Origin of the sequence: Paenibacillus jepli, assembly GCF_047238105.1 — a bacterium.
Lineage (GTDB): Bacteria > Bacillota > Bacilli > Paenibacillales > Paenibacillaceae > Paenibacillus_D.
The window spans coordinates 4842977-4869031 of record NZ_JBDFMD010000001.1; the positions used below are offsets into that span (position 1 = coordinate 4842977).

Below are 26055 nucleotides of genomic sequence, written 5' to 3' on the forward strand. Positions count from 1 at the left end.
TGTGAATATCCAAGAGAGCGTCCAAAAATTGGGGCGTTCTCTTTTTATATAGATACTTTTCAAAAAGCCGATTGTCTGGACTATTGAATGTTCAGCGCAGTCGGCTTTTTTGCGTGAAGGGAGAATTGTTGGATGGGCAAAGTAATCGCTCTCGCGAATCAGAAAGGTGGCGTCGGCAAAACGACAACAGCGGTCAACCTCGGCATTGGCTTGGCGGCGGAAGGCAAGAAGGTTCTGCTGCTGGACGCGGATGCGCAAGGGAACCTAACGGATTCGCTGGGCTTCCATGAACCGGACAGTCTATCCGTTTCATTGGCTACGATGCTGGTGAAAGGCATGACAGAGGAGCCGTATGAACCGAGGGAAGGTATTCTGCATCATCATGAAGGTATCGACCTGATGCCGGGAAACATCGAGTTATCGGCAGTCGAAGTGGCGCTCGTCAATACGATGAGCAGGGAAACGATTATGCGTTCGTACATCGATTCCGTCAAAGCTGTTTACAATTATATCCTGATCGACTGTATGCCGAGCTTGGGCATGATGACGATCAACGCATTGGCAGCGGCGGATAGCGTCATTATCCCGGTACAGGCGCACTACCTGCCCGCCAAAGGCATGACGCAGCTTTTGCAGACGGTTGCCCGCGTTCGGCGTCAAATTAATCCGAAGCTGGCTGTGGATGGTGTGCTGCTCACGATGGTAGACAGCCGAACCAATTTCGCCAAAGACATTTCTTTCGTTTTGCGTCGGGATTATGGGGATAAGCTGCGTGTATTCAATACAGAAATCCCCCTGTCCATCCGCGCGGCGGAAACAAGCGCCAAGGGTAAAAGCATTTATGCCCACGATCCGAACGGACAGGTTGCTAAAGCCTACGCTGCACTTACGAAGGAGGTGCAGGATATTGGCAGCGAAAGAAGATCGGCTCGCCAGCATAAAGCTGACCAAAGTCGATGATTTATTCTCGACAGAGGAAAGCCGCAACGATTCGCAACGGGAAAAGGTGATGGATATTCCATTGGCTGAAATTAGTGAATTTCCCGGTCATCCCTTTAAGGTAAGGGCGGATGAAGCGATGTTAGAAATGGCGGATAGTGTCAAGCTGTATGGTGTCCTTGTTCCCGGCTTAGTTCGGCCAAAGGTAGGCGGTGGATACGAAATGGTATCCGGCCATCGTCGAAAGAAGGCAAGTGAATTGGCTGGTATGGAGACAATTCCATGTCTCGTTCGCGAGTTGGATGACGATCAGGCGACTATCATCATGGTGGATAGCAACTTGCAACGGGAGTATATTTCTCCGAGTGAAAAAGCTTTTGCCTACAAAATGAAATTGGAAGCTATGAACAGACAAGGACAACGAACAGATTTAACTCGTTCCCAAGTTGGGAACAAGTCTGCTGCAAAGAAATCAAGCGAGATATTAGCAGAACAGATGGGCGAAAGCAAAAACCAAATATTTAGATACGTTCGCCTAACCGAACTCACTCCTCACATTCTCGAAATGGTAGACGACAAACGGATTGCCTTTAATCCTGCTGTTGAGTTATCTTACTTGGCCGAGAAAGAACAGCTAGCCCTATTCGAGACCATGCAGGCCGAGGACTGCACGCCTTCACTTGCTCAGGCTCAGCGTATGAAAAAGATGAGTCAAGAAGGCAGGCTGAATACAGATGTCATTTACACCATACTGACGGAGGAAAAGCCGAATCAGAAAGAAAAAATGAGTATTCAGCGAGAACGAATCGACCGCTTTTTCCCACGAGATTTCTCGGAAAAACAAAAGGAAGACCTAATCGTGCAACTGCTGGAAAGCTGGTACAAAAGGCGGCAGAGGGAGCACGAACGGTAATTCCCCCGTTGCCGCCCTGTTCATGCGCCCTCTCCCCTGACGGAGAGCTTTTTTATGCCTATTTTCGGGGAGGAGATCATCAATGGACTTTACGAAAGGAAAACGGCGTCAGTATGAACGTCTAATGAAAGAAAAGCCGGGTTTTGCGCGTAGTAGGCCATCCGAGGAGGAAGAAGCACAACTGCGCAAGCAGGCTCAGGAAGCCGAAGGCTGGCACAAGAAACATGACCGCAAAAAGAACCGGGAGGGCTGACGATGGAGCAAGAGAAACGAATGGCCGGTGACTACGAAGTCTATCAAGCGCTACCCATTGGCAGGGTGGAGGTTGTTTTAGGCATCGACATCACGAATACCGAAAAGCCCTATTTGGTTTGCTACTGCTCGCAGAATAATTTGTTTGGCATCGATCAGTATTACGGTGCAGAAGGATATGCGGATTACCTGGTCGCAATGCAGGAATTTACCAAGCTATTGCAATGGGAAATCGAGAAACTCCAGACCGAGCGCGCTACGATCACGGAGCCGATGCCTCCCATTCAACCCGACCAATGCCTGCCCATCAAAAGTGACGATGATCTCGGCGGCAGAATTGTTGTGACCCGTTTGGATTGGTTGCGGCCGGAATTTCGCACGGCAGACCATCAGTTGATTTGGGTAACGGGAGGCTTCGGTGCCTCCGGGAACTCACGTGGGCGGGCGATCTATGCGGAAACCCTCTATTCCGGCGATGAATACCGCTATAACCGGGAAGACCTGATGGGGTTCCTGAAGCCGGAGCATACGCCCACATGGGCGGCCGAGAAGCTGGCACAACGACAAGCGGAGCAAGCCCCATCAAAGCCGCGTCCGCGAGGCGAAGCGCGTTAAGAGAAGCGCAAGGTATCTTCTATATAAATGAAAGGAGATCGTGAACGATGTCATGGACGTATCGACACCGCAAGACGCTCATCATGGGAGCCATCGCAATCAGCGTGGCGCTTCTGGTAGCAGCGGCCTTGTATATGCTGATGCGGCACACCGATCAGCAGCAAAAGCAGCAACAGATGAAAGAGGAGTATGAGCGGCAGATTCAGCAATTGAAAAAGGAGGAGCAGCAAAACAGCCGAAATGTCTGGACGACTGCAAAAACAATACCGGCAGGCGTCTCGCTCAAAGCGGATGACCTCAAGGCTGTTCCGATGCCCGTCAGTTTGGTTCCGCCGGGCGTCATCACCGACCGGGAAAGCATCATCGGCAAAAACGCCAAGATCGAGCTTGCATCAGGAACGCCGCTACTTTCCTCTTTATTGTACGAAGGACAGCCCATTCCGAAGGATTTGCGCATACAGGAGTTTCAGGTCATTCAGCTTCCCTCTAATCTCAAGCCTAACCAATATATAGACGTTCGCATCGGCTTTCCAACCGGCGAGGACTTTGTTCTCTTATCTAAAAAGAAGGTACAGGAGTTGTCCGGTACGGTTGTGTGGCTGGAACTGAATGAGATGGACATCCTCCAAACGTCCAGCGCAATTATTGATGCGTACTTGCAGGGAGCGCGGTTGTATGCCCTCCCGTACATCGAGCCGGGCTTACAGGAAGCGGCTGTGGTCAACTATCCGGCCAATCAGAAGGTATTGAACCTGATGGCAGTCGATCCCAATCTGCTCGAAACCGCAAAAATCGAACTTGCCCGCGCGTTGCGTCAAACGCTGGATGGCAATTTGAAGGCGGTCAGCGACTCGGACAAACTTCGCGTCACTAGCGGTAGTGTAACCGTGCAGCAGCAGTTGCAAAACGAACGGATGACGACGCGGCAGGGCAATGCCATGAGCGGAACACAGCCAGTAGGCACACCGCAGTCTGGAGAATCAGCAGTTTCGACGAATGGTCCGCAGCCTAGCGTGAGTGATGCTGCTGGTGCAGCAGCTACGCAATCTTCGAAAAATCAACAGAAGCCCCCTCCTGCCGTTTCGCCGTCGCAGCCATCGGGTATGCCTCCTGCAACCGAAGCGCCTCCGGCAAGCGAAGATAAGTGGGAAAATATCTTCAATCAATGAGGAGTGCGGATATGAAAAAAATTGTTTTTATCGGCGTAGCGGACAAGACGCATGCTTTGTTGGTGCTTGGCCGCTTGCTTGTGGCGTTGGGGAATAAAGTGCTGTTGGTGGATTCAACCGTCACGCAGTCGATTCGGGGTTATCTGCCGCACGCCTATGCCAATAGCGCCGTTCAGGATTATGAAGGTATGGATGTGGCCTACGGCTATCTCACTCCCGAACAGCTTGAACGAGGTTTGGCACAGGTAGGGACGGCACCGGCATACGACATCATGCTGGTGGACACTGACCATACGGAATTTGTTTTCCACCACAACCTGTCCCAGTTTGATAAGCGGGTGTGGTGCTGGGATGGAAGGCGGTTATCGCTGGAGAAAAACGAGGAACTGATGATTCGTCTCGGCTTACAGAATACGGAAGAGCCTGTCTCGTTTTTCGAGTTGATCTCCCCTGACATACCGGGAAAGCTGGCAGCTTGGCGAGCCGAAAAGCGGTTGCGGCATATCCAGTTGGAGGATACGGTGTTTCGCTTCCCTTTGGACGAACGCGATGCAGCCGTCGATTTGAACAATCAACACCACGGCCGCATCGACCTTCGCGGGCTGACCGGGGCGTTTCGCGAGATGCTGCTGACGATGCTCGAGCAGCTTGGCGATTGCGACCGCAAGACAGCGCGACGAGCCTGGGCAATCGCCCGTAAACGGGTGCGGGTGTGGTAGAAAGGAGAACGTTTATGGGAGCTACCGTTGTATTTTGGAGTCCTGTTTCCGGTCAGGCCGGGACAACGACCAATCTGCTCGCCGCGGCGACGTGCATGGGTTTGGAATATTCGGCGCGATTGCTGCTGCTCGGGCATTTGCAGAGCAGCTATGCTGCTGTCGAACGAGCCTATTATCGACCTGCCGGAAGAGAGGACATGCATACCCCGGACACGGGAATTGATGCGCTCTTGCGTCTGCTGAAAAACCGCAAGCTGGAGCCTGTCATGCTGCGTGACTATGCCCATCCGTTGCTGCGGGATCGCCTGGATATTTTGCCCGGCTCCATCAAGCAAGAGGATATCTTTATCGAAACGGCAAAAGAATGGCTCACACCGCTGCTTGCGGTTGCCCGCCGCGCTTACGATGTAGTGCTGTTGGATGGGGGGAGCGGCAGCGGGTCGGCTTGGGACGAAATGCTGCGGCAGCAGGCCGACGTATGGGTCGTCTGCCTGCCGCAAAACCGCCTCCTTCTTGAGCGATTTTTTCAATCGGCAGAAGCAGCGATGCTGCAAGGCCGAAGAACGCTGCTCGTGTTCGGACAGTACGACCCTTATTCGACGCTCACTTCTAAAAATCTCATGCGTCAATTCCGTATAGGACCGACCTTGTACCCTGTTGCACATAATACAGGCTGGATGGATGCGGCACAGCATGGCGAAGCGAATCCTTTCTGGTTTCGCAACAGAAAGATAGCAAGCGGTCATGAGAACCACCTGTTCGTGCAGCAGGTGCGACGATTGGCGCAGGCTGTGATCGACAGCGCAGGCACAAGGCAGTCCCTTTTCGGCGGGAAGGAGGGCGACACGCTATGACGGCTATGCTCAATGCCTTCATCCTGATCGCGCTCTTGTTGCTTTCAATCTTCTTCCTTTATTTGCGCCTGAGCCGACGATTGCCGGAACGGACGGACGACACATCGGTATATACGCTGGAAGCGATGACCACTTTCGTAAAAGCAACGCTACACGAGTTAACCAGCAGCAACCTGGCCGACTTCGGTTTGTCGGAGGAAGAATACCGCCGCCGAAAAAGCAAACGGGCGGAGCTGAAAAAGGCGCTGCGGGGCTGCACCTCCGGTGATCTGCGGGACAAGGAATACGTCAAGGAGATCATTGCCGACCTGCTCGCGCAGCGCTATGAACTGGACGATGCGCATTTGAACCTCCTGCTGCCCTTTCATCAGCCGGAGTCCCTCTCCGCGCAAGACCAGTTTGATATTCTGATTTACACATATAAAAAGGAAGCCGGGCTTCATGCGCTCGACCGGCTCGTTCAAACCTATGAATGGGATCGGCAAAGACGAAACGAGGAAGGCCACCTTGAAACGTACCGGATTACGTCGGAGGATATTCGTAGCGTCTTCGCCCGTGAAGCGCCGCGTTTGACGACGGACGATAAGCTCCAGCTTGTCGTCCAGCGGATTTATCAGCATTACAAGGGATTCAGTGTCGTGGACGAGCTGCGCGACATGCGTGTGGACGGCGTATCCGGGGGCGTATCTGGTCTGCCGCCGCTCATGTGGGAGGGCGAATGGTCGCTGGAGGAGGACGCACAGCTTCAGTCGCTGCCCCGTTCGCATGACAGCATATGGCTGTTTTACAAGGGGAAGTCCATCCACCTGAGCTTCTTGTCCTTCGGCTCCGAGCAGGAACTGCGACGCGTTTGCCAGATCATCTACAAGCACAATTTTCCCGGCCAGTTGTCCGAGGCGAACGGATTTAAGGTCAATGAAATGGCAGACGGCTCCCGCGTCGTCGTGCTGCGCCCCCGATTCAGTGAATCGTGGGCTTTTTTTGTGCGCAAATTCGACGTGCAAAGCGCGACGCTGGAGCAGTTGATTCAGGACGAAGGCGCGGAATTGCCGATTGGCCTCATTCGTTACTTGGTATCGGGTGCGCGGATCACCGCGATTACCGGTGCGCAGGGCAGCGGCAAAACAACGCTTCTTATGGCGATGGTTCGCCATATTCCAGAAGTGCTGCCCATCCGGGTACAGGAAATGAGCTTTGAGCTTCAATTGCGCAAAATTTATCCAGAACGCAACATCGTCAGCCTGCGCGAAACCGAGACGATTTCCGGTCAACAGGGGCTGGACATCCAGAAGAAGACGGACGGCTCTGTCAATATTTTGGGCGAGGTAGCGACCGATCCGGTCGCCGCTTGGATGGTTCAGATGGCACAGGTGGCGTCATTATTCACCTTGTTCACGCATCACGCCAAAACCTTCCGTGACCTAGTGCTGTCTCTCCGCAATTCCTTGTTGAAAACAAAGGTGTTTACGAACGAGCGTGTGGCGGAGCAGCAGGTCGTCAGCGTCGTCAACTTCGATATTCACCTCCGCCGCGACCTGGACGGACGGCGATATATCGAGCGCATTACGGAATGCGTCCCAGTGCCGCAGGAGACGGCGTACCCGGAAGCCTTTCGCGGGAAAATGACAAAGGACGAACGAATGGCAGCCTTTATGGAAACGACGCTCGAATACTTTCGCCGCTCGACGGATCGCCCGCTGTACACCGCCCGAAATCTCGTCGAATACCGCGACGGTCGTTACGTTGCCGTTCATCCCCTGTCCGAGCAAAGTCGCTGCGAGATTACGGAATACTTGAGCGGCCCCGATCAGGCTGTCTTTGATGCGTTTCTGGCATCCCATTGGGGGGATGAGACATGATGCGGGAATGGCTCTCCCCTCTGCTCGGCATCGCAACTGTGCTCTTTCTTGCCGCTGTCGCGGCCTTCCTGTGGCTGTCCCGGCGTGATTCGGAGGTGGAGGCAGTCCGGCGCTACGAAGCGCTACGTAAGCCGGGGCAAGCGCCTCGCAAGCAGGCGGTTTACAGTTTCATGCAGCAGCTATACAGCGTTTGCGAGCAGATGCCGGTTTTAAGGATGTACTTGCAGCACCTTCGCAGGCGATTGGTCATTCTGCGGCTCGGGGACGAATGGAAGCTGCGGCTTGAGGTGATGAAATCGGCACTCATAATGTGGCTTGTCCTGTTTTTGGCCGCGATTCCGCTTGTTTTGGCGGTGCGCGACCCTTTCACGCTGGCGATGCTCGGCATGGGTCTTTGGGTCGGCCACGGCATCCTCTCGGATATGGGTGTTTATCGGCTCGAAATGCGGCTGCTGCGACAACTTCGTTTGTTTCTTGGGGATGTAAGACATCATTACCATCGTCACGGGATGGTGGATGAAGCCGTCTATGAATCGGCTGACAGCGCGCCGTATGAAATGGCACTGCACGGGCAAGAACTGTACGACATGCTGACGGACAGCGACGCCGAAGATAAACTGGCGCAATATGTGGAGCATGCCCCGAATCGCTATTTGCAGGGCTTTGCGGGATTGTCGTATCTCATCAAAGAGCATGGCGATCAGCAAACGGAAAGCGGTTCGGTCTACCTCAAGGGACTGGAAAAGCTGTCCATCGAACTGAATCTGGAATTGCTGCGTCGCGAGCGTCTCAGCTTCTTATTACAGGGGCTGACCGTTATCGCGCTGCTGCCGCTGCTGTTTACCCGTCCGATTGAAGCCTGGGCCAGCCACTTTTTTCCGGCAATGGACACGTTCTACGCCAGCGCTTTCGGTTGGGCCGTCAAACTCTGTCTACTTGTCGTCGTGTGGCTATGCTACGTGCTGCTGCGCAACCTGTCGGAGCTGGATGCGACCGCAAGGCCCACCAGCCGAAAAAGATGGGAGCAACGGGTCTATGGCTGGCCGTGGATGCGCTGGCTGGCCCACCGACTGGGGCCGGTTCCCGGCTCGCGAGAAGCGGAACGGATAACCCGGCTGCTCAAGGATACAGCCTCTCCCTTACGTCTCGAATGGTTTTACGTGCAACGGATCGTGGCCGGGTTCGCATCCATTTTAACGGTGCTGGGCTTGTTCGTGTCCTTGCATGCAGCGGAGCGGCATCAGGTGCTGTATGCACCGGTGAAGCCCGGAACACTATTCGGGCAGTTGTCCCCGGAGGAGGATACGAAGGCGCGGGAAGCTGCCGCGCTGGATCGAAGGATGCTCGATCAATTAAAGGAGGTGAGGCCGCGAAGCGAAAATAGCGTCATCAGCCTGCTGCGCAAGGACCCGGCTTCACAGATCAAGGAGGATCAGCTTCGAGAGGCGGCGCGGCGCATCCTGGGCAAGCTGGAGAAGCTGAATAAGCCTTTTCTGGCGTGGTGGGAAGCGTTTTTGGCTTTCGCCGCAGGATGGGGCGGGTACATGCTGCCAGTTGGTATTCGACAGTTCCAGCGGCGTATGCGGCAGATGGAGATGAAACACGAGGTGGATCAGTTGCAGGCCGTGATTGCCATGCTCGCCGAGATGGAACGGATGTCGGTTGAACAGCTTCTGCTATGGATGGAGCAGTTCGCGCAGGTCTTCAAGGAGCCACTGCAAGCCTGCCTGCTTCACTTTGAACAGGGTGAGGAGCAGGCACTTGCGCAGCTCAAAGAAGATGCACCGTTTCTGCCTTTTGTTCGGATCGTGGAAAAGCTGGAAATGGCTTCGCAGCATTTGACGATCCGGCAGGCATTTGACGATCTCGAAGCAGAGCAGGGGTTTGCGCGGGAGCAGCGCAAGCAGGAGTATGAACAGTTAATCGAACAAAAGGCAGGCTGGAGCCGCTGGATCGGGTTTGCCCCCTTGATGGCGCTGATATTCGGGTATTTGGTCATTCCGCTTGTCGTCGTCAGCCTGCATCAGATGTCCGTGTACTACGATCAGCTTCAACGCATCCAGTAACCCATACAGACGCTTTCCTTCATCAGCGGGAAGGCGTTTTTTTATCCCCCCAATCAAAGGAGAGAATTGTACATGTCCAATGCGCAGAAGGCACTTGTCATGGCAGCAGGAATCTTCCTTGCCATCGCACTCATTACACTGGCTGTCGTGCTGTTTATTTCCGCCCAGGATTCGACCAAGGCGGCTCAAAGCAATTTCAGCAATATCCAGACGGAGCTTTCACAAACGGCGTTTACGGTGTATGACAATACGACGCTTTCGGGCAGTCAGGTTGTCAACGCGCTTCGCAAGTTCCGCGATCAGGACCAATTTGGCATCCAGATCGTTACCGGCAAAAACCCGACCGGTCAGTGGTACGGCAAGGTTGTCAATACCGGTGTGCCTCTGGATAGCGTCACCTACGGCGCAATCGTCGGAGCCGCACCCGGCCAGATTAGCCAGACCGTAGACGAAGCGGACATCAACTACGTTAATCCAAGCGGCAAGTTCCGCAGCACGCTGGTGCTGGACAGCAGCAATGTCATTCGCGGCATCATCTTCCGGCAGCAATAAGGTCGGATGAAGTTACGAAAGCGTCCGGCCCAGGTTGGACGCTTTCGTCATGAAGGAGGTGTAACGCATGAACTATGCGCCAAGAACGATGCTGGAGATGAGCGCAGCCTTGCTCGTTTTCCTCATGGCCGCAGGAAGCGGTCTGATTTTGTTTCAGACCTGTGCCTCACTCAATTCGCTCGCCTATGTAACCGGCCAATCGCAGGAGCGCAACTTGCAGCAAATCGCTGTACCGCTCTCGGGCGACGGTTCGGTATCCGGTGCGGAAGTGCTGCAAGCTATCGCTCGCCTAGATGAAGGAGATGCGGAAATGGTGGTAGACGGCATTCGATTCGCGCCGCCGCTGGAACGGGAGCAGCTTTCGTCCGTAGGCATACGTCTGAAGGGGCGATATCAGCCCGCCTATGAACGGGACGCTTCCGGTCACTTGCAGCGCCTGACACTAAGGAGCCTGCCATGAACAGTTTGATCAAAATTTTCGCCGTATTGATCGCTATTCTGCTGCTCTATCTCTACCCGCTCTCTGCCGCCTTTGACCAGCAGGACGATATTTCGGAGTTGGTCGCCTTGCGCGCGACGACAGCCTTTGTCGATGCGGTTCGGGACAAAGGCGGCATCACGCCAACGATGTACAACGATTTCGTGAGCGCACTTGCGGCGACCGGCAATAGCTTCAACGTTCAGATGGAACATGACAGCAAGAAGTACGTACCGGTTTACGGCGATCCGACACGGCCTGAAACCTTTATGGGCAGTTACGAAGTGCAGTACGATGCGTTTTTCAATGCGCAGATCCTTCCGGTGCTGTTCCCGGACAATCAGACTGCAAAGGATCACCCAAGCCGTCGTTACAGGATGCGCTCAGGCGACAGCTTCTCGGTGATTGTGCGCAATACGAACCGAACGGCAGGCACGCTGTTCTTCGATTTTCTGAATAATACCATCAGTCCAAATGAAAAAATCGTGATTCCGTATGGCGGGGTGGTGCGCAATGAAATGGATTGAATGGGCCATCGTCGGCGCGCTGTTGTTTCTCCCCTTCGCGATCGTCAATCGGAATGAGACGGATACCCTTCGACGGACGATGCTGACGGAGTTGAGATACGACGCTGCGCTGGATGCGGCGGTAGACGATGCCGCGAGGTTGCTCGTCGTTAACGCAAGCCAGCAGCAGGAAGCGCAATATGCCTCGGCCAAACATGTCGCGCTGAACAAGGAAGAAGCGCTGGCGGCGTTCTACCGGACGCTGGACGCGGGCTTCGGCACTGCGGATGATTCGGTGTCGCAAGATGTTCTGCATCGCTACATTCCGGCTATCGTGATCGTCGGGTACGACGGCTTTTACGTCTATTCCGAGCAAGAATGGACGGGGACTGACGGGAAAACCGTCATGAAACCGGCTTGGGGAACGAAGAAGCCTTATGCGTATGCCGATTCGGCGGGCAACAGCCTTTCCTTTACACTCGACCAGCAGGTACTCGCTTACGATGCGGCCAGCCGAGGCTGGCATGAGGGCTTGCGGCAGGACATCCGGCAGCAAACGACGATTCCGCTTTTGCAGGATGCTGCGCTCTTCGAGCAGGTGCGACGAAGCACGATTGTCCGGGCGATCCAGGACGAGTTGGCCTACCGGATCAATCGATATAACGAAACGGTCTCTCGAAATGGCCTTTCCTACACGTTCACCCTGCCTCTGATCTCCGATGAGGACTGGCACAATACGGTGGATGATGTGGGCGTTTTGGCTTTTGTACAAGGTATCCCGATGGGAGCAAAGGTGTACAACAACTATGCGCTTGGCGGGAGCCGCATCGTGAAACGTCCAACGATCATCGGGGCCGGGAAAGGTAGTATGAAGGTGTACTTTCGCAGTTCCTGCGGTTACACCTATCAGGCCGAAGAAACGTTTGCCAGCGAGCAAGCAGCCGCGCGCAAGGGATATATGCCCCTCCCTTGCCCCGGCTCGGCCATCTAGCAGGAATGTTTGCCTATTCGCTCATGTGAGCGATGGCAAGCGGAATAGTAGCAAAGGAGTTCATCAATCATGTGGATTCGACTGTTGCTGGCGGCAATCGTTTTTTGGATAGCCGCCGGATTTACAAACCCTATGGACGGACAGCAACTGGTCATCAGTGGGGATTCCGACCGGATCAACCCGGAGCTCAGCGCTTATGTCGAGGATATAGTACCCGGCGATAAGCGCGAGTACACGGTTCACGTCACGAATCCCACTGATGAGGAAATAACAGCGCTGCTCTATGCGGCCGATGCCATGCCCGCATTGGGCGGCGGTAAGGATTTTACTTTACCGAGCGATCCCGATACCGGTTCGGCTGCATGGTACAGGGCGCCGGATCGCAGTATAACCCTCAAGGCTGGCGAGACGCAAAGCTTTACAATGAAAATGCAGATACCTGAAAGTGTGGAGCCGGGCCAGTACGTGTCCGTCATCGGCGTCTACGATCAAAGTATGAGGGAATCGGCGACGCGTAAAATCGGGTTGCAGGTCATCCTCAACTACAAGATGGTCGAAGCGAAGCCTCCTGAGGCTGTCCCGCACGCAGCCGTATACACGCTGGAGAACGGAAAAGCGAGCCTGACGATTTTGCTGGTCAATGAAGGCGATAGCTTGTCCGAACCGGAGATCGAGGTGCAACTCAAACGGCAGGACGATACCAGCGAGCTTTTGTTTGAAAGGAAATCTACGGTTGATTCCATTTATGCAGGCACGGTCGCACAGTACATGGCGGAGCTAAACTGGCCGCTTTCTCCCGGTTCTTACATGGCGGAAGTAAAGACAATGCTGGGTGACCGCACAGAACAGAAGGATTTCCCTTTTGAAGTAACGGACGGTCGGACTATGCCATCTGGAACCGTGACTCAGGCTACTGGGGACGTTTCTCCGCTTCATGAAGGTTCATTTGGATTGCGCCCATCCTGCGTCTACGGGGGCTTGCTGCTGATTCTTGTCATCGTCGTTGTTGTTATAAGAAGAAGGGCTTCGCGCACGGAGTAACGAGCGGCTCCTGGTTCCTGCAGAGGAGAGGCTGCCGGACAGTGGACAGGCAACAGAATCGGCACTATGATGTAGGCAACAGCAAGTTTTTCCAGTTTCGCATATTTTCTTTAGGGAGTGAGGCATTTGAAAAGAAGGTTAGTATCCCTCCTCATTGTGACACTTTTCGGAAGTATATTCAGTTTGACTGCAAGCGCAGCCAGTAAACCGCCAACCTTTGTCAGCGTCGTCATGGACGGCAAAAAAATCTGGTTTCCCGACGCGCAGGCGTTTATTGATGAGAACGGGCGAACGCTCGTCCCGGTACGCTTTGTCGCCGAATCGCTCGGAGCGAAAGTCGGCTGGGAATCGAAAACACAGACGGTTCCGATTATGAGAGACGATCAATCTATCGTTCTGACGATTGACCAAAATGTTGTGCAGGTAGATGGCAAAGCGGTCACTTTGGATACGAAAGCCATCCTGAGCGGCGGTCGAACGTTTGTGCCGCTCCGTTTCGTAAGCGAGGTGTTGGGTGCGAAGGTGGATTGGGACAATCCGACAGACACCGTGTTTATCAAGACCAGCGAAGATAGCGCGGCGCAGACCGACCAATGGGGGCGCTTGATTCGCACGACCGACTTACCGAATAATGCGAGCGATTATCCATACATTCTTGCGGATGTTCCGAACGAAATGTACGAGATGGGCTATCCATTTTCGCATCCAAAAGACAGCAAAGTTTCATCCGTCCTCTACTCGACGAAGCCGGAATTCAACAAGAAGAACGTGGATATTTGGATGGGAAGACTGAAAGCATTCGGTGCGCTTTGGCTGAATGTAAATTACAACACGATTGATGACGCTTGGGCGCAGGCGGTTTTTGCTACCAAAATGCAAAACTCTGATGCCGAACTGAAACATATTCGCCGCTACGCAGAATGGGTCAGAGAGAACCAAATCCAGATGGAAGGCTATCTTGATCCCGAGCCATCCATGATTTATAAAGATGGGTTTGGCAACAACTTTGTGCGATCCAAGTTCAGGATTAAATTCGTCTCGTACAAGGCAAGCAATGACTTGCTTTACGATGAGTGGTTCCCGAATAAACAAACGTTTGAGAAAGGTGTTTGGTACGAAGGCTACGCCGATATTTCTCTATCCACTAATGTAGGCGGCGATTGGGGAAGTACGTTGAAGGTTGATCCGAATGCAAGTTTGTTCCGCAATCATATCATTAGAAAGGCGGACTCGAACTAGATGCGCAAACATAAATTCATACGAATCACGTTGAGCATGCTGCTGGCATGCTCTTTTTTATTGTCGTGCTTTCCGTTTCTTACGAATGCTGCGACACCGGCTGTCCGGGTAGATGAGGGTAAGATCAAATTTGAAATCACTAGCACAGCAGCAACCTCGTCCATCCGCTACAGAACGGTAGGTTGGACGGTGCGTCGTGACCAACTCTGCACGAATACATCATCCAAACAGTGTAGTGATCCACGTAACGGCAGTCACGCATCATTTGTCAATCAACAGGTGCGTCAAGTCGCGCAAAATCCGAACCCCCCAATTCCCGGAGAGCCGGTCACAACCTACTATGAAGTCAGTGAAGATTTAGTAACGGACGGCATGTGGCAAGCAGGCATGGGAGACATCTTGGACAACGACGACCTGTACTTGTACGCAATTATGGTATCCGTCGATGGCAATGGAAACGTGCGCAAGGGCCCATTTTACACGTTAGAAGGAATCAAGAACGCTGAACCTTGGGCGCACCCGGATGATCTCGATGATTACTTTGGGATTCATGTCCCCTATCGGAGCGCGAATTTTCCTGTCGATGTCGTTGCGAAAACCGTGGGAGGAACGATCCTCAAGCAGCCTGAGGTCACGTTCCATAAGGGCGACTACAAAGTCGGCGAGACGATCAACCACGAGTTTCCTGCGACGATAGAGGATAACGGGAAGACGTACAGTATTGTCCGCTCCTACCTATCGCCGAAGAAGGACCTAACGCAGAAAAGCTGGTTGCAGGAAAATCCGGATACGAATCCGAAGGTGCGAACGCGAAGCTTCACGGTGGCGCTTGGTGGAACGGAGGCTATTGCCGAATACGCTGAAAATAACCCGGTAAAGGCGATCTATCAGAAGGAGGATGGCACGAAACTCAAGGAAGTCGACAAAGGCGTCTACGAGACTGGAGAGGAAGCGAACTATACGTTTGATCCGCAGCTCACATCTGGCGGCCAGACATATGAAATTGTTCGCACGTATATCACAAACAATAAGGAGCCGGATGAGAAGCTATTCATACAAGAAAAAGGCGACGCGAAGCTACTCGAACGCTCCATCTTGGTTGGCTCTGGCGGCTCCAACTTCGTCGGCATCTATAAAATCCCCTCTCCGATTACCGTGACTTCCCGTATCGACGCGCCAGATAACGTCGAGGCTTCAGTTACCACGGTGAATGGAAATTTTGTATTTGAAGCGAAGTCACCCGTGCCGCTCAAAACGTATGAGATCACAAAAATAGAGAACGCAACATTCGTTACGCCTAGCGATAAGTCCGGCTCACTCAGCGGGCTGACGGCAAGTAAATCGCTGCCGATCAAAATTCCATTCACATCCGGCTCCAGTATTACCGTCAAAATCACGGTCGTCGTAAAAGATGCTAATGGTAACAGCGGAGATTCCACCTCGGATCACACCGTACGCAAAGGCGACAATGACGGCGGCGATACCTCGTTACCTGGCACGAGCCAGCAAGTCGAGGCGATGGATGCCACGGCATCGGCGATCATAAAGGCGGATTCTCGCGGCGCAGAACGCTTTGACGTTTTGAAGGGAATACCGACCTCAGAAAGCCTTTATGTTAACGCGAGCGCCAAAGCGTATTTGTATCGCAACACGTTCACAGAAGTGAAAGGCTCGAAATCGTATCCGATTACAGTCAGCCGCACCTATACGCTGAGCTGGACGGAATATGTTCCCGGCCCGCCGGATAGCGAAGGTCATTCGACCACGGTTCCGGTATCCCGATCCGACACGCAAACGGTCACCCAAAGCTACAGTGTGGAACGAAAGTACAGCTATTGGCTGGCAGACCGTTTGGAAGTGTACGGCTTACAGAAGGCGACAGTCGCCAACTATGCCCTGCCCTCCGGTTCGGTGACGCTGCAAGCAAACGGGTATTCCGCACCGTCTGTTTCCGCCACCCATGATGCAGCGGTCTCGTCCCATATTACGGACCCGGTGTATCGCAACGTTGTGCTTTCCGGTCAAACGGTTTACGGCGGCTCCAGTAGACCTTCGGTTCCAAGCGAGAACTGGAAGTCAGAGGCTGAAAATGCGGTCGGGAAAATCAAGGTCAAGAACGACACGGTCGTCTTTAATGGACAAACGATCATGGACAATCGGACGGTGGAGGAAACGGCTCCTGCTCCGGGGACGATTCCTGCATCTCCCATGATCGGTCAGGATGTTTTATTTGGTTCGGGATTTGTCATCGATGCGACTAAAACGAACAAGGGGAGCCAGCCAAGCGCGGGGACGATTTATTATACGCTGGTCAAGGGCATCGGAGGCGGGTCGAACCAAAGCTTCCCAATCAACGGCATCAATTTGGTGACGGTGCATACCCCCGTCGTCAATCTGGCGTCTGTAGCCGACGATCAGGCGCACAATCAGAAAACGGTGCCGACAGCCGATCGTTCGGCGCTTATTCTGGATCGCCCCTTTACCGTGACGATTCCTACCAGCGGGCCGCACCGGGACATTACCGGCTACGGCAATCGGGACTATGCCAAATATGTGCGAGACAAGCAGGTAAGGTTCCCATTCGATGTATACAAGGCTGACCACGGAACGTTGATTCCGAAGGACACCTGGACTTCGATTCCTGTCGGCCAGCTTACAACCACTTTTTACATGCCCGTTTGGGTAGATGAGGGAAATTATGATGTACTGTTCCGCACGTTTGCCGAAAACAGTCCGGTTTCATTCACATCACAAAGTAATGCCAATTTGGACTTAACTAATCATGTGGCGACGCAAGTTGTGGCGGTTGAGGTTATTGGCCGTCTGTTCGACTTCCGAATTACCGATATTGCCGACTACCAGTGGGAAAAGGTGTTCAGAACGGCGGCAGGCAGTGCGACGCCGACCGGAAATAGCTATTGGGTTGGCACAAAAGGGATCGACGGAGCGGCGCGCGGCAATACGGCCCCTTACGTGCTGCCGATTCGGCCCGGCAGTCACCCAGAGAGCGGAAAGAAAAATGTTGTCGTAAAAACAGGCTATCACTTCAAATTTGAGGTCAAAACGCTTGGCAACATGTTCAGCGCGGGCGATGGCGTGAAGATTACGCCGACTTTTTACTTCGTTGACAAGCAGAGCAAAAACCGGCAACAGGTGGACTTGTACTATCATTCGGGAAACAAGCGGTTTATTCGGATCGGCTCCACAGAAGATACCGAGCAGCGGTTGGTGACGCTCGACACCCGCCTGCGCAATGTGTCGCAGCAGGAGCTAACCAACACGGCCAGTTCACTGTGGAAGCTGAATGGTTCCTCTGGCACTCAGACGTCGTATGTACAGCGGGCTTTGAAGGACGCGGCGCACAAGCGGATTTACGTCGGTGGCTACGACGGCATGCTGCTTCCTTCGCAGCTTCGGACGTTTATCGGCAGCATGCAGGTGCCGTCTGGCATTGATACTGCGCGGGCCAATGCCTCGGTGCAGCGCTGGTTTGGTGAGTATAGCCTTCCGGCTGCTCCCTATGCAATGCCAGCAGGCATCAATCTGGCCGAGTACGGACGTACCCACCGGCTGGACGACAATGCGCCGATCTTCCTGCGTGACGGCTATATTGTAGTCAATTTTAACATCGAAACCATTCGCAATAAGGACATTGCTCACCCGCATTTGCAGTATAAAAATGCGCCGCTGGACAACCAGTGGCAGATGGAAGGTTTTCAGCGCAGTTTTGTCGATCCTTACGGGGGGATGTTCTCTTTGCTAGACGGGGACGTTGTGTTTTATCATGCCGACTTGTCCAGTTACGATGATTTCGGAACGGGAGGAACGCATTAAATTCACCAGCCGGGAGGAATAGAGATGGAGAAGCTGCGAAGCGCCGCACCCGAGGATGCGGCGCTATTTTATTCCGGTTCTGCGGAGGAGAATGTACAACGTGGCTGCATTGGCCATCTTCGCGGCGATTTTGGTCGTTCAGGCGAAGAATTTTGGATGAGCTGGTTCAGCCGGAACTCTCCATTACAGACGCCGGATTTTGAAGCGGAACTGGGAAAAGTCATGCAAGCCATTGGGGATCAAGGTGTGCTGAAAAGCCGCAAAGATATGCTCAGATTTTGTAGTCAACACTCGGAGGCGCGTATTCAAGGCAGTCGGAGTACGGATGTGTATGGTTTCTGCATGCAAACACAGGAACATCGTTACTATTTGCGCTGCTTTCCCTTTGCCGGAGATTATAACTTTTACGTTTATTGCTATGCCCGCCCCGAGCGCCTGACCGAGCAGCATCGACAGCAGCCCTCAACTCCCGCCGCGCCAAAGAAAAAGCAGGAGCCGGAACGATAGGAGGACGCACTTTTATGAATGATCTGGCCCGTTACCGGCTGCTGGCCGGCGTATCGGTTCCGCCTGCGGCGAAGCTGCTGTACAGCTATTTGCTGGATCGCGCTGGCGGACGAAACGGCACGGTATTGCTTTCATCCAGACGGCTTGCGGCAGAGGTGGGTCTTTCCGCTTCTGCTGTCCGTCGCAATCTGCATCGGCTTCAGCAAAACGGACTTATCCGGCTCACCCCCCGATATTCCGAGGAAGGCATTCGTCTGACGAACCACATTACCTTCGTATGAGGAGGTGCGACCTTTGACAGCCAAGTTGCAGCGAATGGCCGAGCTTGCCGCCGGTACGGCCCACGCGGTTTCGGATGATCCCGAGCGCTGGGCCGATTTTCTGCGGACGGCGGCCTGGAACTACAAGTATCCGTTTCAGGATCAACTTTTGATCTACGCGCAGCGCCCCGATGCTACGGCCTGTGCTACAATTGAAATATGGAACAAGCGGTTGAACCGTTGGGTAAAACGCGGCGCAAAAGGCATCGCGCTAATCGAGGATCGGGGCAGTCATTTGGGGCTGCGTCATGTCTTCGATGTGTTGGACACGCAGAGCCGAAGCCAACAACCCATCTCCCTATGGCGCATGGAGGAACCGGACACGGAGGCCGTCATCGAAACGCTGGAAAATGCGTTTGGTAGTGAACGAGGGCCAGGCATGGAACTGGTTGACACGCTGTTGTCCGCTGCCCGAAACGCGGTGGAGGACCATAGCGCCGATTACGTGCGGATGCTGCTGGCCGAACGCGACAACAGCCTGCTGGAAGAACTGGATGAGCCGCATGTGGAACTGCTATTCAAGGAAGCCGCTCAACACGCGGTCGCCTTTATGGCGCTGACACGTTGCGGTCTGGAACCCTCCCATTACATCAGCGTTGACGACCTGTCGGGCGTCGGCTATTTCAATACACTCCCTGCGCTGTCACATTTGGGCGCGGCGATCAGCGACGTAGCGGAAACGATGTTGCGCGAGATTGAATCCACCGTTCGGGCGATGCGCCGCGATGAGCAGCGAAAAAAAGAGCGTCATGCGAGCCGTACCGTTGCAAGGCCAGCATCCTTGCCGCACAATGAAGCTAAAACACGTGAAAGGATGATGGAGCATGGAACTGACCTACACGCCGAGCGGGGATTACCTGCTGCCCGACCTGACGTTGGCCGAACCGATGAGCATCAGGAAATATGGGATGTTGCGCAAGACGTTTCTGAAGGAGCAGCGGAAAGGAACCTACGCCCACCTGATGCTGTCGGAGCAACTGACCCGGCATTTGGCGGACATCGACCGGACAGCGCGGGAGCAGATCGACCTGACGATGCAGGAACTGATTCGGCAGCACCCGGCCCCGGACAAGGCGACCGACCCGATGGGCTGGACGAGTCACATGAACAGCCTGAAACAACAGGTCGAGGAACTGATTCTCACGGAACTGATCTATCACTAAAATGGTATGACCGATCGACGGAAGACAGGAGTCTTCCGTTTTTTCATGACCGGGCGATCATCAACGACATGCTTCGCGCCGCGCCGCTTTCCGAGAGCAAGGCGGCTATCGAAGCCTTTTTCGACGTGCATAAGGAAGATCGGGAACGGACGCTGTATATACGCAGTCTGTTCCCTCCGGGAATTACGGAGTTAACGCTAGATGATGACATAAAGGCCGGTTTTGAGCCGTATGCAAACGTACTGCATCTTTGGACGGGAGCGGCGGAGCAGCGGACGGCGCAGAGCTTTTACGATTGGTCGGTGATTGCCGGGAATATCGCCAGCATGATGATCCTTAACGAGTTTGATCCTGCTCGTACATCGGTGCCTTCTATTCAGCAACAGACCTTATGGATGAAGCAAGCGGAGGACGAAAAATCCTCCGCTTTTTCACTTCCTCAAGCGGCCATCGACGCTGTTCTGCAAGGTGGAAGTGGTTTTGAGAGCGGAAAACTTCGCATCGCGCTATTTTTCCAACAGTCGTTATCGGCGCAGGAGAACGCTGATTTTCTAAAACGGGAATATGGCACAGGCGGACGCCTACCTGCCCTGATCGGCACAGATATTCATGAAAATCACGATAGCAAGGGGATTACGCTGACACGCGGTTCCATTATGAACCCGGATATTCGGGTTGTGTTGCCGTGGATCAAGGTGCAAAAGCGCATTGGCGAGCTGCTGGCGGCGGGCCGCTATCTGAACCGTCAGGAAGAAGAACGATTGCCTGCCTATGCCGAGCAGCGGGAGGAGCAGCGCAGGCAGCGCGCGGCGGAAAAGACGGAACACAATCTGCCGCTATCGGAATTGCAGCCGGATGAATCACAGCAAATGCCCAACCGGGTTCGAGCGCACTATGGGTATGCCGAGGGCAGCAAAGTCTTTATCGGTGCGGACGAATACGAAATCGCGCAACTGGAGCCGCGAAAGGTTGTGCTGCAGGACGTTCAATTTCCGTTATTCATGCAAGAAATGAATCGCCGGGATTTCGAGCGCATGCTGCGCGAGAATCCACTGAACGATCATCTGATTTCCGGCCATCAGGAATCGGATTCGGAACACGCGGAATGGGATACGGAACTGGTGGACGAATCGGAGCAAGCGGCACTTGATGAAGGTGAGGGATTGGCTCCCTCTCCTCCTTCCGATATCCCCGAGCTTCGGCGTGAATCGACCCCTACCAGTAACTATCGGATCACGGACAACGAATTGGGACATGGTGGCGCGAAAACCAAGTACAAGTGGAACGTGGAAGCGATCCGGCTGCTCAGGCAATTGGAGAAGGATAACCGTCAGGCGGCTGCGGACGAGCAGGCTGTGCTTGCCCGTTATGTAGGCTGGGGCGGGATTCCGCAAGCGTTTGATGATGGGAATCCGCAATGGGGAGCGGAATATGCGGAGCTTCGGGATTTACTGGACTCGGAGGAATATGCGTCCGCCCGCGCCTCCACGCTGAATGCACATTATACATCTCCGACCGTCATCAAGGCGATGTACGAATGCCTGGAGAGGATGGGCTTCCGCAGCGGTAATATTTTGGAGCCGTCTTGCGGCATCGGCAATTTTTTCGGTCTAATGCCGGAGTCATTTCAGGACGCTCGGCTGTTTGGCGTGGAGTTGGACAGCATCACCGGGCGCATCGCGCGGCAGCTTTATCCGCAAGTATCGATTGCTGTCAGCGGCTACGAGCAGACCAGCTTGCCGGACAGCTTTTTTGACCTCGTGGTTGGCAACGTGCCGTTCGGCAGCTACGGCGTGGCCGACAAAAAATACGATAAGCACAAGTTTCTGATTCACGACTACTTTTTTGCGAAGACGCTGGATAAGGTTCGTCCAGGTGGAATTGTCGCCTTCATTACGTCGAAAGGGACGATGGACAAACAAAACCCAACCGTCCGAAAATACATCGCGGAACGGGCCGCGCTGCTCGGCGCGGTGCGTCTGCCTAACAATGCGTTCCTGGCGAATGCCGGAACCGAAGTGACCGCCGACATTTTGTTTTTGCAAAAACGGGACCGGATGGTGGCTGTCAGCGAGCAAACCGAGGAATGGCTTTCGCTCGGCGTTACGGCAGAGGATGTGCCGGTGAATAGCTACTTTGCAGCCCGCCCCGAAATGGTGCTTGGTACGATGGCCTTTGATGACCGGATGTACGGCAATCAACAGGAAACGACCTGCTGGCCCTACCCGGACGCTCCTTTGGACGAGCTGTTGCGTGAGGCACTGGCGAACATCCATGCGGAGTGGGTCGAGTTGGAACGGGAGGAACAGCCGGAGGAGGAAGAGGTCTCCCTGCCTGCCGACCCGTCCGTTCGTAATTTCAGCTTTGCACTGGTCGAAGGACGCATCTATTTTCGGGAAAACAGCCGGATGCGACTGGTTGAAACATCAGCAACTGCGGCAGGCCGTATCAAGGGCATGATTCAGCTTCGGGACACGGTGCGCGAACTGATCGAATACCAGACCGAGGATTACAGCGACGAAGCGATAAGGGAGCAGCAGCGCAAGCTGGATACGCAATATGAATTGTTCACAGCGCAATACGGCCTGATTAACAGTCGCGCTAATAGCCTTGCCTTTTCGGATGACAGCTCGTACTTCCTTCTCTGTTCGTTGGAAGTCATAGATGAGGAAGGACAGTTGCTGCGCAAGGCGGATATGTTCACGAAGCGTACCATTCGGCAACGCGCCAACATAAAACAGGTGGATACGGCTTCGGAGGTGCTGGCGGTTTCCATCGGTACGAAAGCTCGCGTCGATCTGCCGTATATGGTAGAGTTGACCGGACTCGCGCAGGAACTGCTTGTACAGGAGCTTCGCGGCGTGATCTTCCCGAATCCTGAAAATATGGACGAAGAAGGACAACCGATATACGAAACAGCGGATGCGTATCTATCGGGCAATGTGCGTGAAAAGCTGCGCGCTGCCAAACAGTTTGCTGCTTATGACGCCGAGCGGTACGCTGAAAATGTTAGAGCGCTGGAAGCCGTGCAGCCGAAGGACTTGGACGCTTCCGAGATTGATGTACGACTGGGCGCAACCTGGCTGCCGCCGGAAGTCATTCGGGCATTCATTTTCGAACTGGTAGATACGCCGTATATGTACCAAACCTCCATCAACGTGATGTATTCCGGTTACACAGCAGCCTGGAACGTCAAAGGCAAAAGCGATGATCGCAGTAACAATATTAAGGCAAATGTCACCTACGGTACGAATCGCATCAATGCGTACAAAATTCTCGAAGATACACTGAATCTGCGGGATGTTCGAATATTCGATACGGCTGTTGAAAACGGCGTAGAAAAACGGGTGCTGAACAAGCAGGAAACGGCTATCGCACAGCAAAAGCAGGAAGCCATGAAGGAAGCGTTTCGGGACTGGATATGGCAAGATCCGCAGCGCCGGGAGCGGCTCACGCGACTGTACAATGATCGATTCAATTCCATCCGTCCGCGCGAATATGATGGAAGTCATATTCGCTTCGCCGGGATGAACCCGGAAATCCGGTTGCGGCAGCATCAGGTCAATGCGGTTGCCCGAACGCTCTATGGCGGCAATTCCCTGTTCGCCCATTGCGTCGGCGCGGGCAAAACCTTTGCGATGACCGCAGCGGCCATGGAAAGCAAGCATTTGGGTCTGTGCAACAAAAGCATGCTGGTTGTTCCTAATCATCTGACCGAGCAATGGGCGGCGGAATTTTTGCAGCTTTATCCGTCCGCAAACGTACTGGTCGCCACCAAGAAGGATTTTGAAACGAAGAACCGGAAGACGTTCTGCGCACGGATTGCCACCGGCGATTACGACGCGATTATTATCGGCCACTCGCAATTTGAAAAAATTCCGATCTCGGCGGAGGGCCAGCGGCAGCAGCTTTACGAGCAAATCTCCGAGATCACAAGCGGCATCCGCGAGCTTAAGGAAGCCAAGGGCGAGCGGTACGCCATCAAGCAGCTTGAGCGGACAAAGAAGACGCTGCAGGTCAAGCTGGAGAAGTTGAGCGACACGAGCCGTAAGGATGATGTGGTCACCTTCGAGGAACTTGGCATAGATCGATTATTCGTCGACGAAGCAGACTCGTATAAAAATCTGTTCCTTTATACGAAAATGCGCAATGTCGCCGGGTTGTCGCAAACCGAAGCGCAAAAGTCATCGGACATGTTTGCCAAGTGCCGCTATTTGGATGAATTGACCGAAGGACGGGGCATTATTTTTGCCACGGGTACGCCGATCTCCAACTCCATCACCGAAATGTACACGATGCAGCGCTACTTGCAATACGAGCGGCTCCGCGGGCAAGGCTTGCAGCACTTTGATTCATGGGCTTCAACATTTGGAGAGACGGTCACGGCAATTGAGCTGGCACCGGAAGGAACGGGCTATCGCGCGAAAACGCGGTTTGCCCGTTTTTATAATTTGCCGGAGCTGATGAACGTCTTTAAGGAAGTGGCGGACATTCAGACAGCGGATATGCTCCAGCTTCCGGTTCCCAAAGCCCACTTCCACAACGTCGCTGTGCCGCCGAGCGATTTTCAGCGTGAGATGGTCGCGGATCTCGCCAGCCGCGCCGAACAGGTGCGAGCGAAGCGAGTAGAGCCACATGAAGACAACATGCTCAAGATCACCAACGACGGACGCAAGCTGGCCCTCGATCAGCGTCTTGCAAACGCCATGCTACCCGATGACGAAGGCAGTAAGGTGAGCGCCTGCGCGGATAACGTCTTTCGGCAATGGGCCGACAGTCAGGAGCAGCGGCTCGCGCAGTTGGTCTTTTGCGACCTTTCTATCCCTAAGCAGGATGGCACCTTTAATGTGTATGACGAGCTGAGACGCAAACTGACAGAGAAAGGCGTTCCGGCAGAGGAGATCGCCTTCATTCACGACGCCAACACAGAAGTGAAGAAGAAAGAACTGTTTGCCAAGGTTCGAACGGGACAGATTCGCATATTGCTCGGATCGACGTTTAAGATGGGCGCGGGAACGAATGTTCAGACCAAGTTGATCGCGCTTCATGACCTCGACTGTCCGTGGCGTCCGCGTGACTTGGAGCAGCGCAGCGGGCGAATTATTCGGCAAGGCAACCAGAACAGCGAGGTTCACATCTTCCGCTATGTCACAGAGAACACGTTTGACGCTTACCTATATCAAACGCTCGAAAACAAGCAACGGTTTATCTCTCAGATCATGACCAGTAAATCGCCGGTTCGGTCTGCCGAGGACATTGATGAAACGGCTTTGTCCTATGCCGAGGTTAAAGCGCTTGCGACTGGAAATCCGTACATCAAGGAAAAAATGGATCTCGACATTCAGGTATCCAAACTCAAGCTGCTTAAAGCCAACCACTTGAGCCAGCGTTATGCGCTGGAGGATCGGTTGCTCAAAATGCTGCCGCAGCAATTCAAGTCTACGGAGGAACGTATTGCTGGGTATGAGCAGGACGTAGCCTTGTTCATGCGCGCCAAAGCGTCGGAAAAGGCTTGCAGCGACGATTCCCGTTTTCCTGGTATGACCATCAAAGACTACACGTACTCGGAACGTGCTGCGGCGGGCGCTGCCCTGCTGGAAGCCTGCAAGGGTATGACCTCTCCCGATCAGCAGGAAGCAGGCAGTTACATGGGCTTTTCTTTATGGCTATCTTTTGATAGCTTTGCAAAGGAATACAAGGTGACGCTGCGTGGAGTATTGGGCCATACGATTACGTTAGGACCGGATGCAGGCGGCAATATGAGTCGAATAAACAATACATTGTCGGATTTGCCGAATAAGCTCGCCTATTGCCGTGACCAGCTCGCAACACTCAAGCAACAGATGGTAACGGCGAAGGAGCAGATCGAGGCACCGTTCAAGCAAGAACAGGAACTGCAAACGAAGTCCGCGCGGCTCGCGGAGCTAAATGTGCTGCTGAACATGGACAAACGGGAAAACGAGGCCGTGGACAGCGTGTCGGATGAGGAACCGGACGCACCCGAACGGCGGGTTGCGGATCGAGAGCGATAACGGCAA

Annotated in this window: 19 protein-coding genes; all 19 read left to right on the plus strand. The window is 53.9% G+C overall.

Translation table 11 applies throughout. The features are described 5' to 3' along the window. The first annotated feature begins 132 nt into the window (after positions 1–132). Positions 133–960, plus strand: a complete 828-nt coding sequence (locus ABC336_RS20850) for a ParA family protein (RefSeq protein WP_038693766.1) — start codon at positions 133–135, stop codon at positions 958–960. Continuing rightward, positions 908–1852, plus strand: coding sequence for a ParB/RepB/Spo0J family partition protein (locus ABC336_RS20855; protein ID WP_038693767.1), 945 nt, complete (start codon positions 908–910; stop codon positions 1850–1852). The genes ABC336_RS20850 and ABC336_RS20855 overlap by 53 nt, the downstream gene beginning before the upstream one ends. Positions 1853–1934: 82 nt before the next feature. Beyond that, positions 1935–2105, plus strand: a complete 171-nt coding sequence (locus ABC336_RS20860) for a hypothetical protein (RefSeq protein WP_156995780.1) — start codon at positions 1935–1937, stop codon at positions 2103–2105. 2 nt (positions 2106–2107) lie between these two features. Continuing rightward, positions 2108–2719: a hypothetical protein gene (locus ABC336_RS20865; RefSeq protein ID WP_052098192.1), complete on the plus strand. Its 612-nt coding sequence runs from the start codon at positions 2108–2110 to the stop codon at positions 2717–2719. A 47-nt stretch (positions 2720–2766) separates the two neighbouring features. After that, a complete protein-coding gene (locus ABC336_RS20870; protein ID WP_038693769.1) occupies positions 2767–3888 on the plus strand; it encodes an SAF domain-containing protein in 1122 nt (373 codons plus the stop codon). Positions 3889–3899: 11 nt separating this feature from the next. After that, positions 3900–4607, plus strand: coding sequence for a hypothetical protein (locus ABC336_RS20875; RefSeq protein WP_038693770.1), 708 nt, complete (start codon positions 3900–3902; stop codon positions 4605–4607). A gap of 14 nt (positions 4608–4621) precedes the next feature. Then, on the plus strand, positions 4622–5461 hold the full coding sequence (locus ABC336_RS20880) for a CpaE/TadZ family protein (protein WP_038693772.1): 840 nt from the start codon (positions 4622–4624) through the stop codon (positions 5459–5461). Further along, positions 5458–7320: a Flp pilus assembly complex ATPase component TadA gene (locus tag ABC336_RS20885; RefSeq protein ID WP_038693774.1), complete on the plus strand. Its 1863-nt coding sequence runs from the start codon at positions 5458–5460 to the stop codon at positions 7318–7320. The genes ABC336_RS20880 and ABC336_RS20885 overlap by 4 nt, the downstream gene beginning before the upstream one ends. Beyond that, on the plus strand, positions 7317–9386 hold the full coding sequence (locus ABC336_RS20890) for a hypothetical protein (protein WP_038693776.1): 2070 nt from the start codon (positions 7317–7319) through the stop codon (positions 9384–9386). Before ABC336_RS20885 ends, ABC336_RS20890 begins: the two co-directional genes overlap by 4 nt. A gap of 72 nt (positions 9387–9458) precedes the next feature. Continuing rightward, positions 9459–9938 carry a hypothetical protein gene (locus ABC336_RS20895; RefSeq protein WP_028598712.1) on the plus strand — a complete coding sequence of 160 codons (480 nt, stop codon included), beginning with the start codon at positions 9459–9461 and terminating at the stop codon, positions 9936–9938. A 67-nt stretch (positions 9939–10005) separates the two neighbouring features. Continuing rightward, positions 10006–10398: a hypothetical protein gene (locus tag ABC336_RS20900; RefSeq protein WP_038693780.1), complete on the plus strand. Its 393-nt coding sequence runs from the start codon at positions 10006–10008 to the stop codon at positions 10396–10398. Beyond that, positions 10395–10943, plus strand: a complete 549-nt coding sequence (locus tag ABC336_RS20905) for a hypothetical protein (protein ID WP_038693782.1) — start codon at positions 10395–10397, stop codon at positions 10941–10943. The genes ABC336_RS20900 and ABC336_RS20905 overlap by 4 nt, the downstream gene beginning before the upstream one ends. Further along, positions 10930–11913, plus strand: a complete 984-nt coding sequence (locus ABC336_RS20910) for a hypothetical protein (protein WP_038693784.1) — start codon at positions 10930–10932, stop codon at positions 11911–11913. The genes ABC336_RS20905 and ABC336_RS20910 overlap by 14 nt, the downstream gene beginning before the upstream one ends. 69 nt (positions 11914–11982) lie before the next feature. Continuing rightward, positions 11983–12954, plus strand: a complete 972-nt coding sequence (locus ABC336_RS20915) for a DUF916 domain-containing protein (protein WP_038693785.1) — start codon at positions 11983–11985, stop codon at positions 12952–12954. 126 nt (positions 12955–13080) lie between these two features. Beyond that, positions 13081–14193, plus strand: coding sequence for a copper amine oxidase N-terminal domain-containing protein (locus tag ABC336_RS20920; RefSeq protein WP_052098193.1), 1113 nt, complete (start codon positions 13081–13083; stop codon positions 14191–14193). Next, positions 14194–18027, plus strand: a complete 3834-nt coding sequence (locus ABC336_RS20925; protein WP_413240485.1) for a DUF5704 domain-containing protein — start codon at positions 14194–14196, stop codon at positions 18025–18027. Between the two features lie 24 nt (positions 18028–18051). Then, positions 18052–18534 (plus strand): hypothetical protein, encoded by a 483-nt coding sequence (locus tag ABC336_RS20930; RefSeq protein ID WP_052098194.1) that lies wholly within the window; start codon positions 18052–18054, stop codon positions 18532–18534. 14 nt (positions 18535–18548) lie between these two features. Continuing rightward, positions 18549–18815, plus strand: a complete 267-nt coding sequence (locus ABC336_RS20935; protein ID WP_038693791.1) for a helix-turn-helix domain-containing protein — start codon at positions 18549–18551, stop codon at positions 18813–18815. A gap of 4 nt (positions 18816–18819) precedes the next feature. After that, positions 18820–26049 carry a DEAD/DEAH box helicase family protein gene (locus tag ABC336_RS31945; protein ID WP_459564707.1) on the plus strand — a complete coding sequence of 2410 codons (7230 nt, stop codon included), beginning with the start codon at positions 18820–18822 and terminating at the stop codon, positions 26047–26049. Positions 26050–26055: the final 6 nt, after the last annotated feature.

Bases quoted from the DNA above. Each gene is read 5' to 3' on its own strand.
- ABC336_RS20870 (WP_038693769.1), top strand. From the start codon at position 2,767: ATGTCATGGACGTATCGACACCGCAAGACGCTCATCATGGGAGCCATC.
- ABC336_RS20935 (WP_038693791.1), top strand. From the start codon at position 18,549: ATGAATGATCTGGCCCGTTACCGGCTGCTGGCCGGCGTATCGGTTCCG.
- ABC336_RS20885 (WP_038693774.1), top strand. From the start codon at position 5,458: ATGACGGCTATGCTCAATGCCTTCATCCTGATCGCGCTCTTGTTGCTT.
- ABC336_RS20910 (WP_038693784.1), top strand. From the start codon at position 10,930: ATGAAATGGATTGAATGGGCCATCGTCGGCGCGCTGTTGTTTCTCCCC.
- ABC336_RS20875 (WP_038693770.1), top strand. From the start codon at position 3,900: ATGAAAAAAATTGTTTTTATCGGCGTAGCGGACAAGACGCATGCTTTG.
- ABC336_RS20905 (WP_038693782.1), top strand. From the start codon at position 10,395: ATGAACAGTTTGATCAAAATTTTCGCCGTATTGATCGCTATTCTGCTG.
- ABC336_RS20915 (WP_038693785.1), top strand. From the start codon at position 11,983: ATGTGGATTCGACTGTTGCTGGCGGCAATCGTTTTTTGGATAGCCGCC.
- ABC336_RS20865 (WP_052098192.1), top strand. From the start codon at position 2,108: ATGGAGCAAGAGAAACGAATGGCCGGTGACTACGAAGTCTATCAAGCG.
- ABC336_RS20930 (WP_052098194.1), top strand. From the start codon at position 18,052: ATGGAGAAGCTGCGAAGCGCCGCACCCGAGGATGCGGCGCTATTTTAT.
- ABC336_RS20900 (WP_038693780.1), top strand. From the start codon at position 10,006: ATGAACTATGCGCCAAGAACGATGCTGGAGATGAGCGCAGCCTTGCTC.
- ABC336_RS20890 (WP_038693776.1), top strand. From the start codon at position 7,317: ATGATGCGGGAATGGCTCTCCCCTCTGCTCGGCATCGCAACTGTGCTC.
- ABC336_RS20850 (WP_038693766.1), top strand. From the start codon at position 133: ATGGGCAAAGTAATCGCTCTCGCGAATCAGAAAGGTGGCGTCGGCAAA.
- ABC336_RS20925 (WP_413240485.1), top strand. From the start codon at position 14,194: ATGCGCAAACATAAATTCATACGAATCACGTTGAGCATGCTGCTGGCA.
- ABC336_RS20880 (WP_038693772.1), top strand. From the start codon at position 4,622: ATGGGAGCTACCGTTGTATTTTGGAGTCCTGTTTCCGGTCAGGCCGGG.
- ABC336_RS20895 (WP_028598712.1), top strand. From the start codon at position 9,459: ATGTCCAATGCGCAGAAGGCACTTGTCATGGCAGCAGGAATCTTCCTT.
- ABC336_RS20860 (WP_156995780.1), top strand. From the start codon at position 1,935: ATGGACTTTACGAAAGGAAAACGGCGTCAGTATGAACGTCTAATGAAA.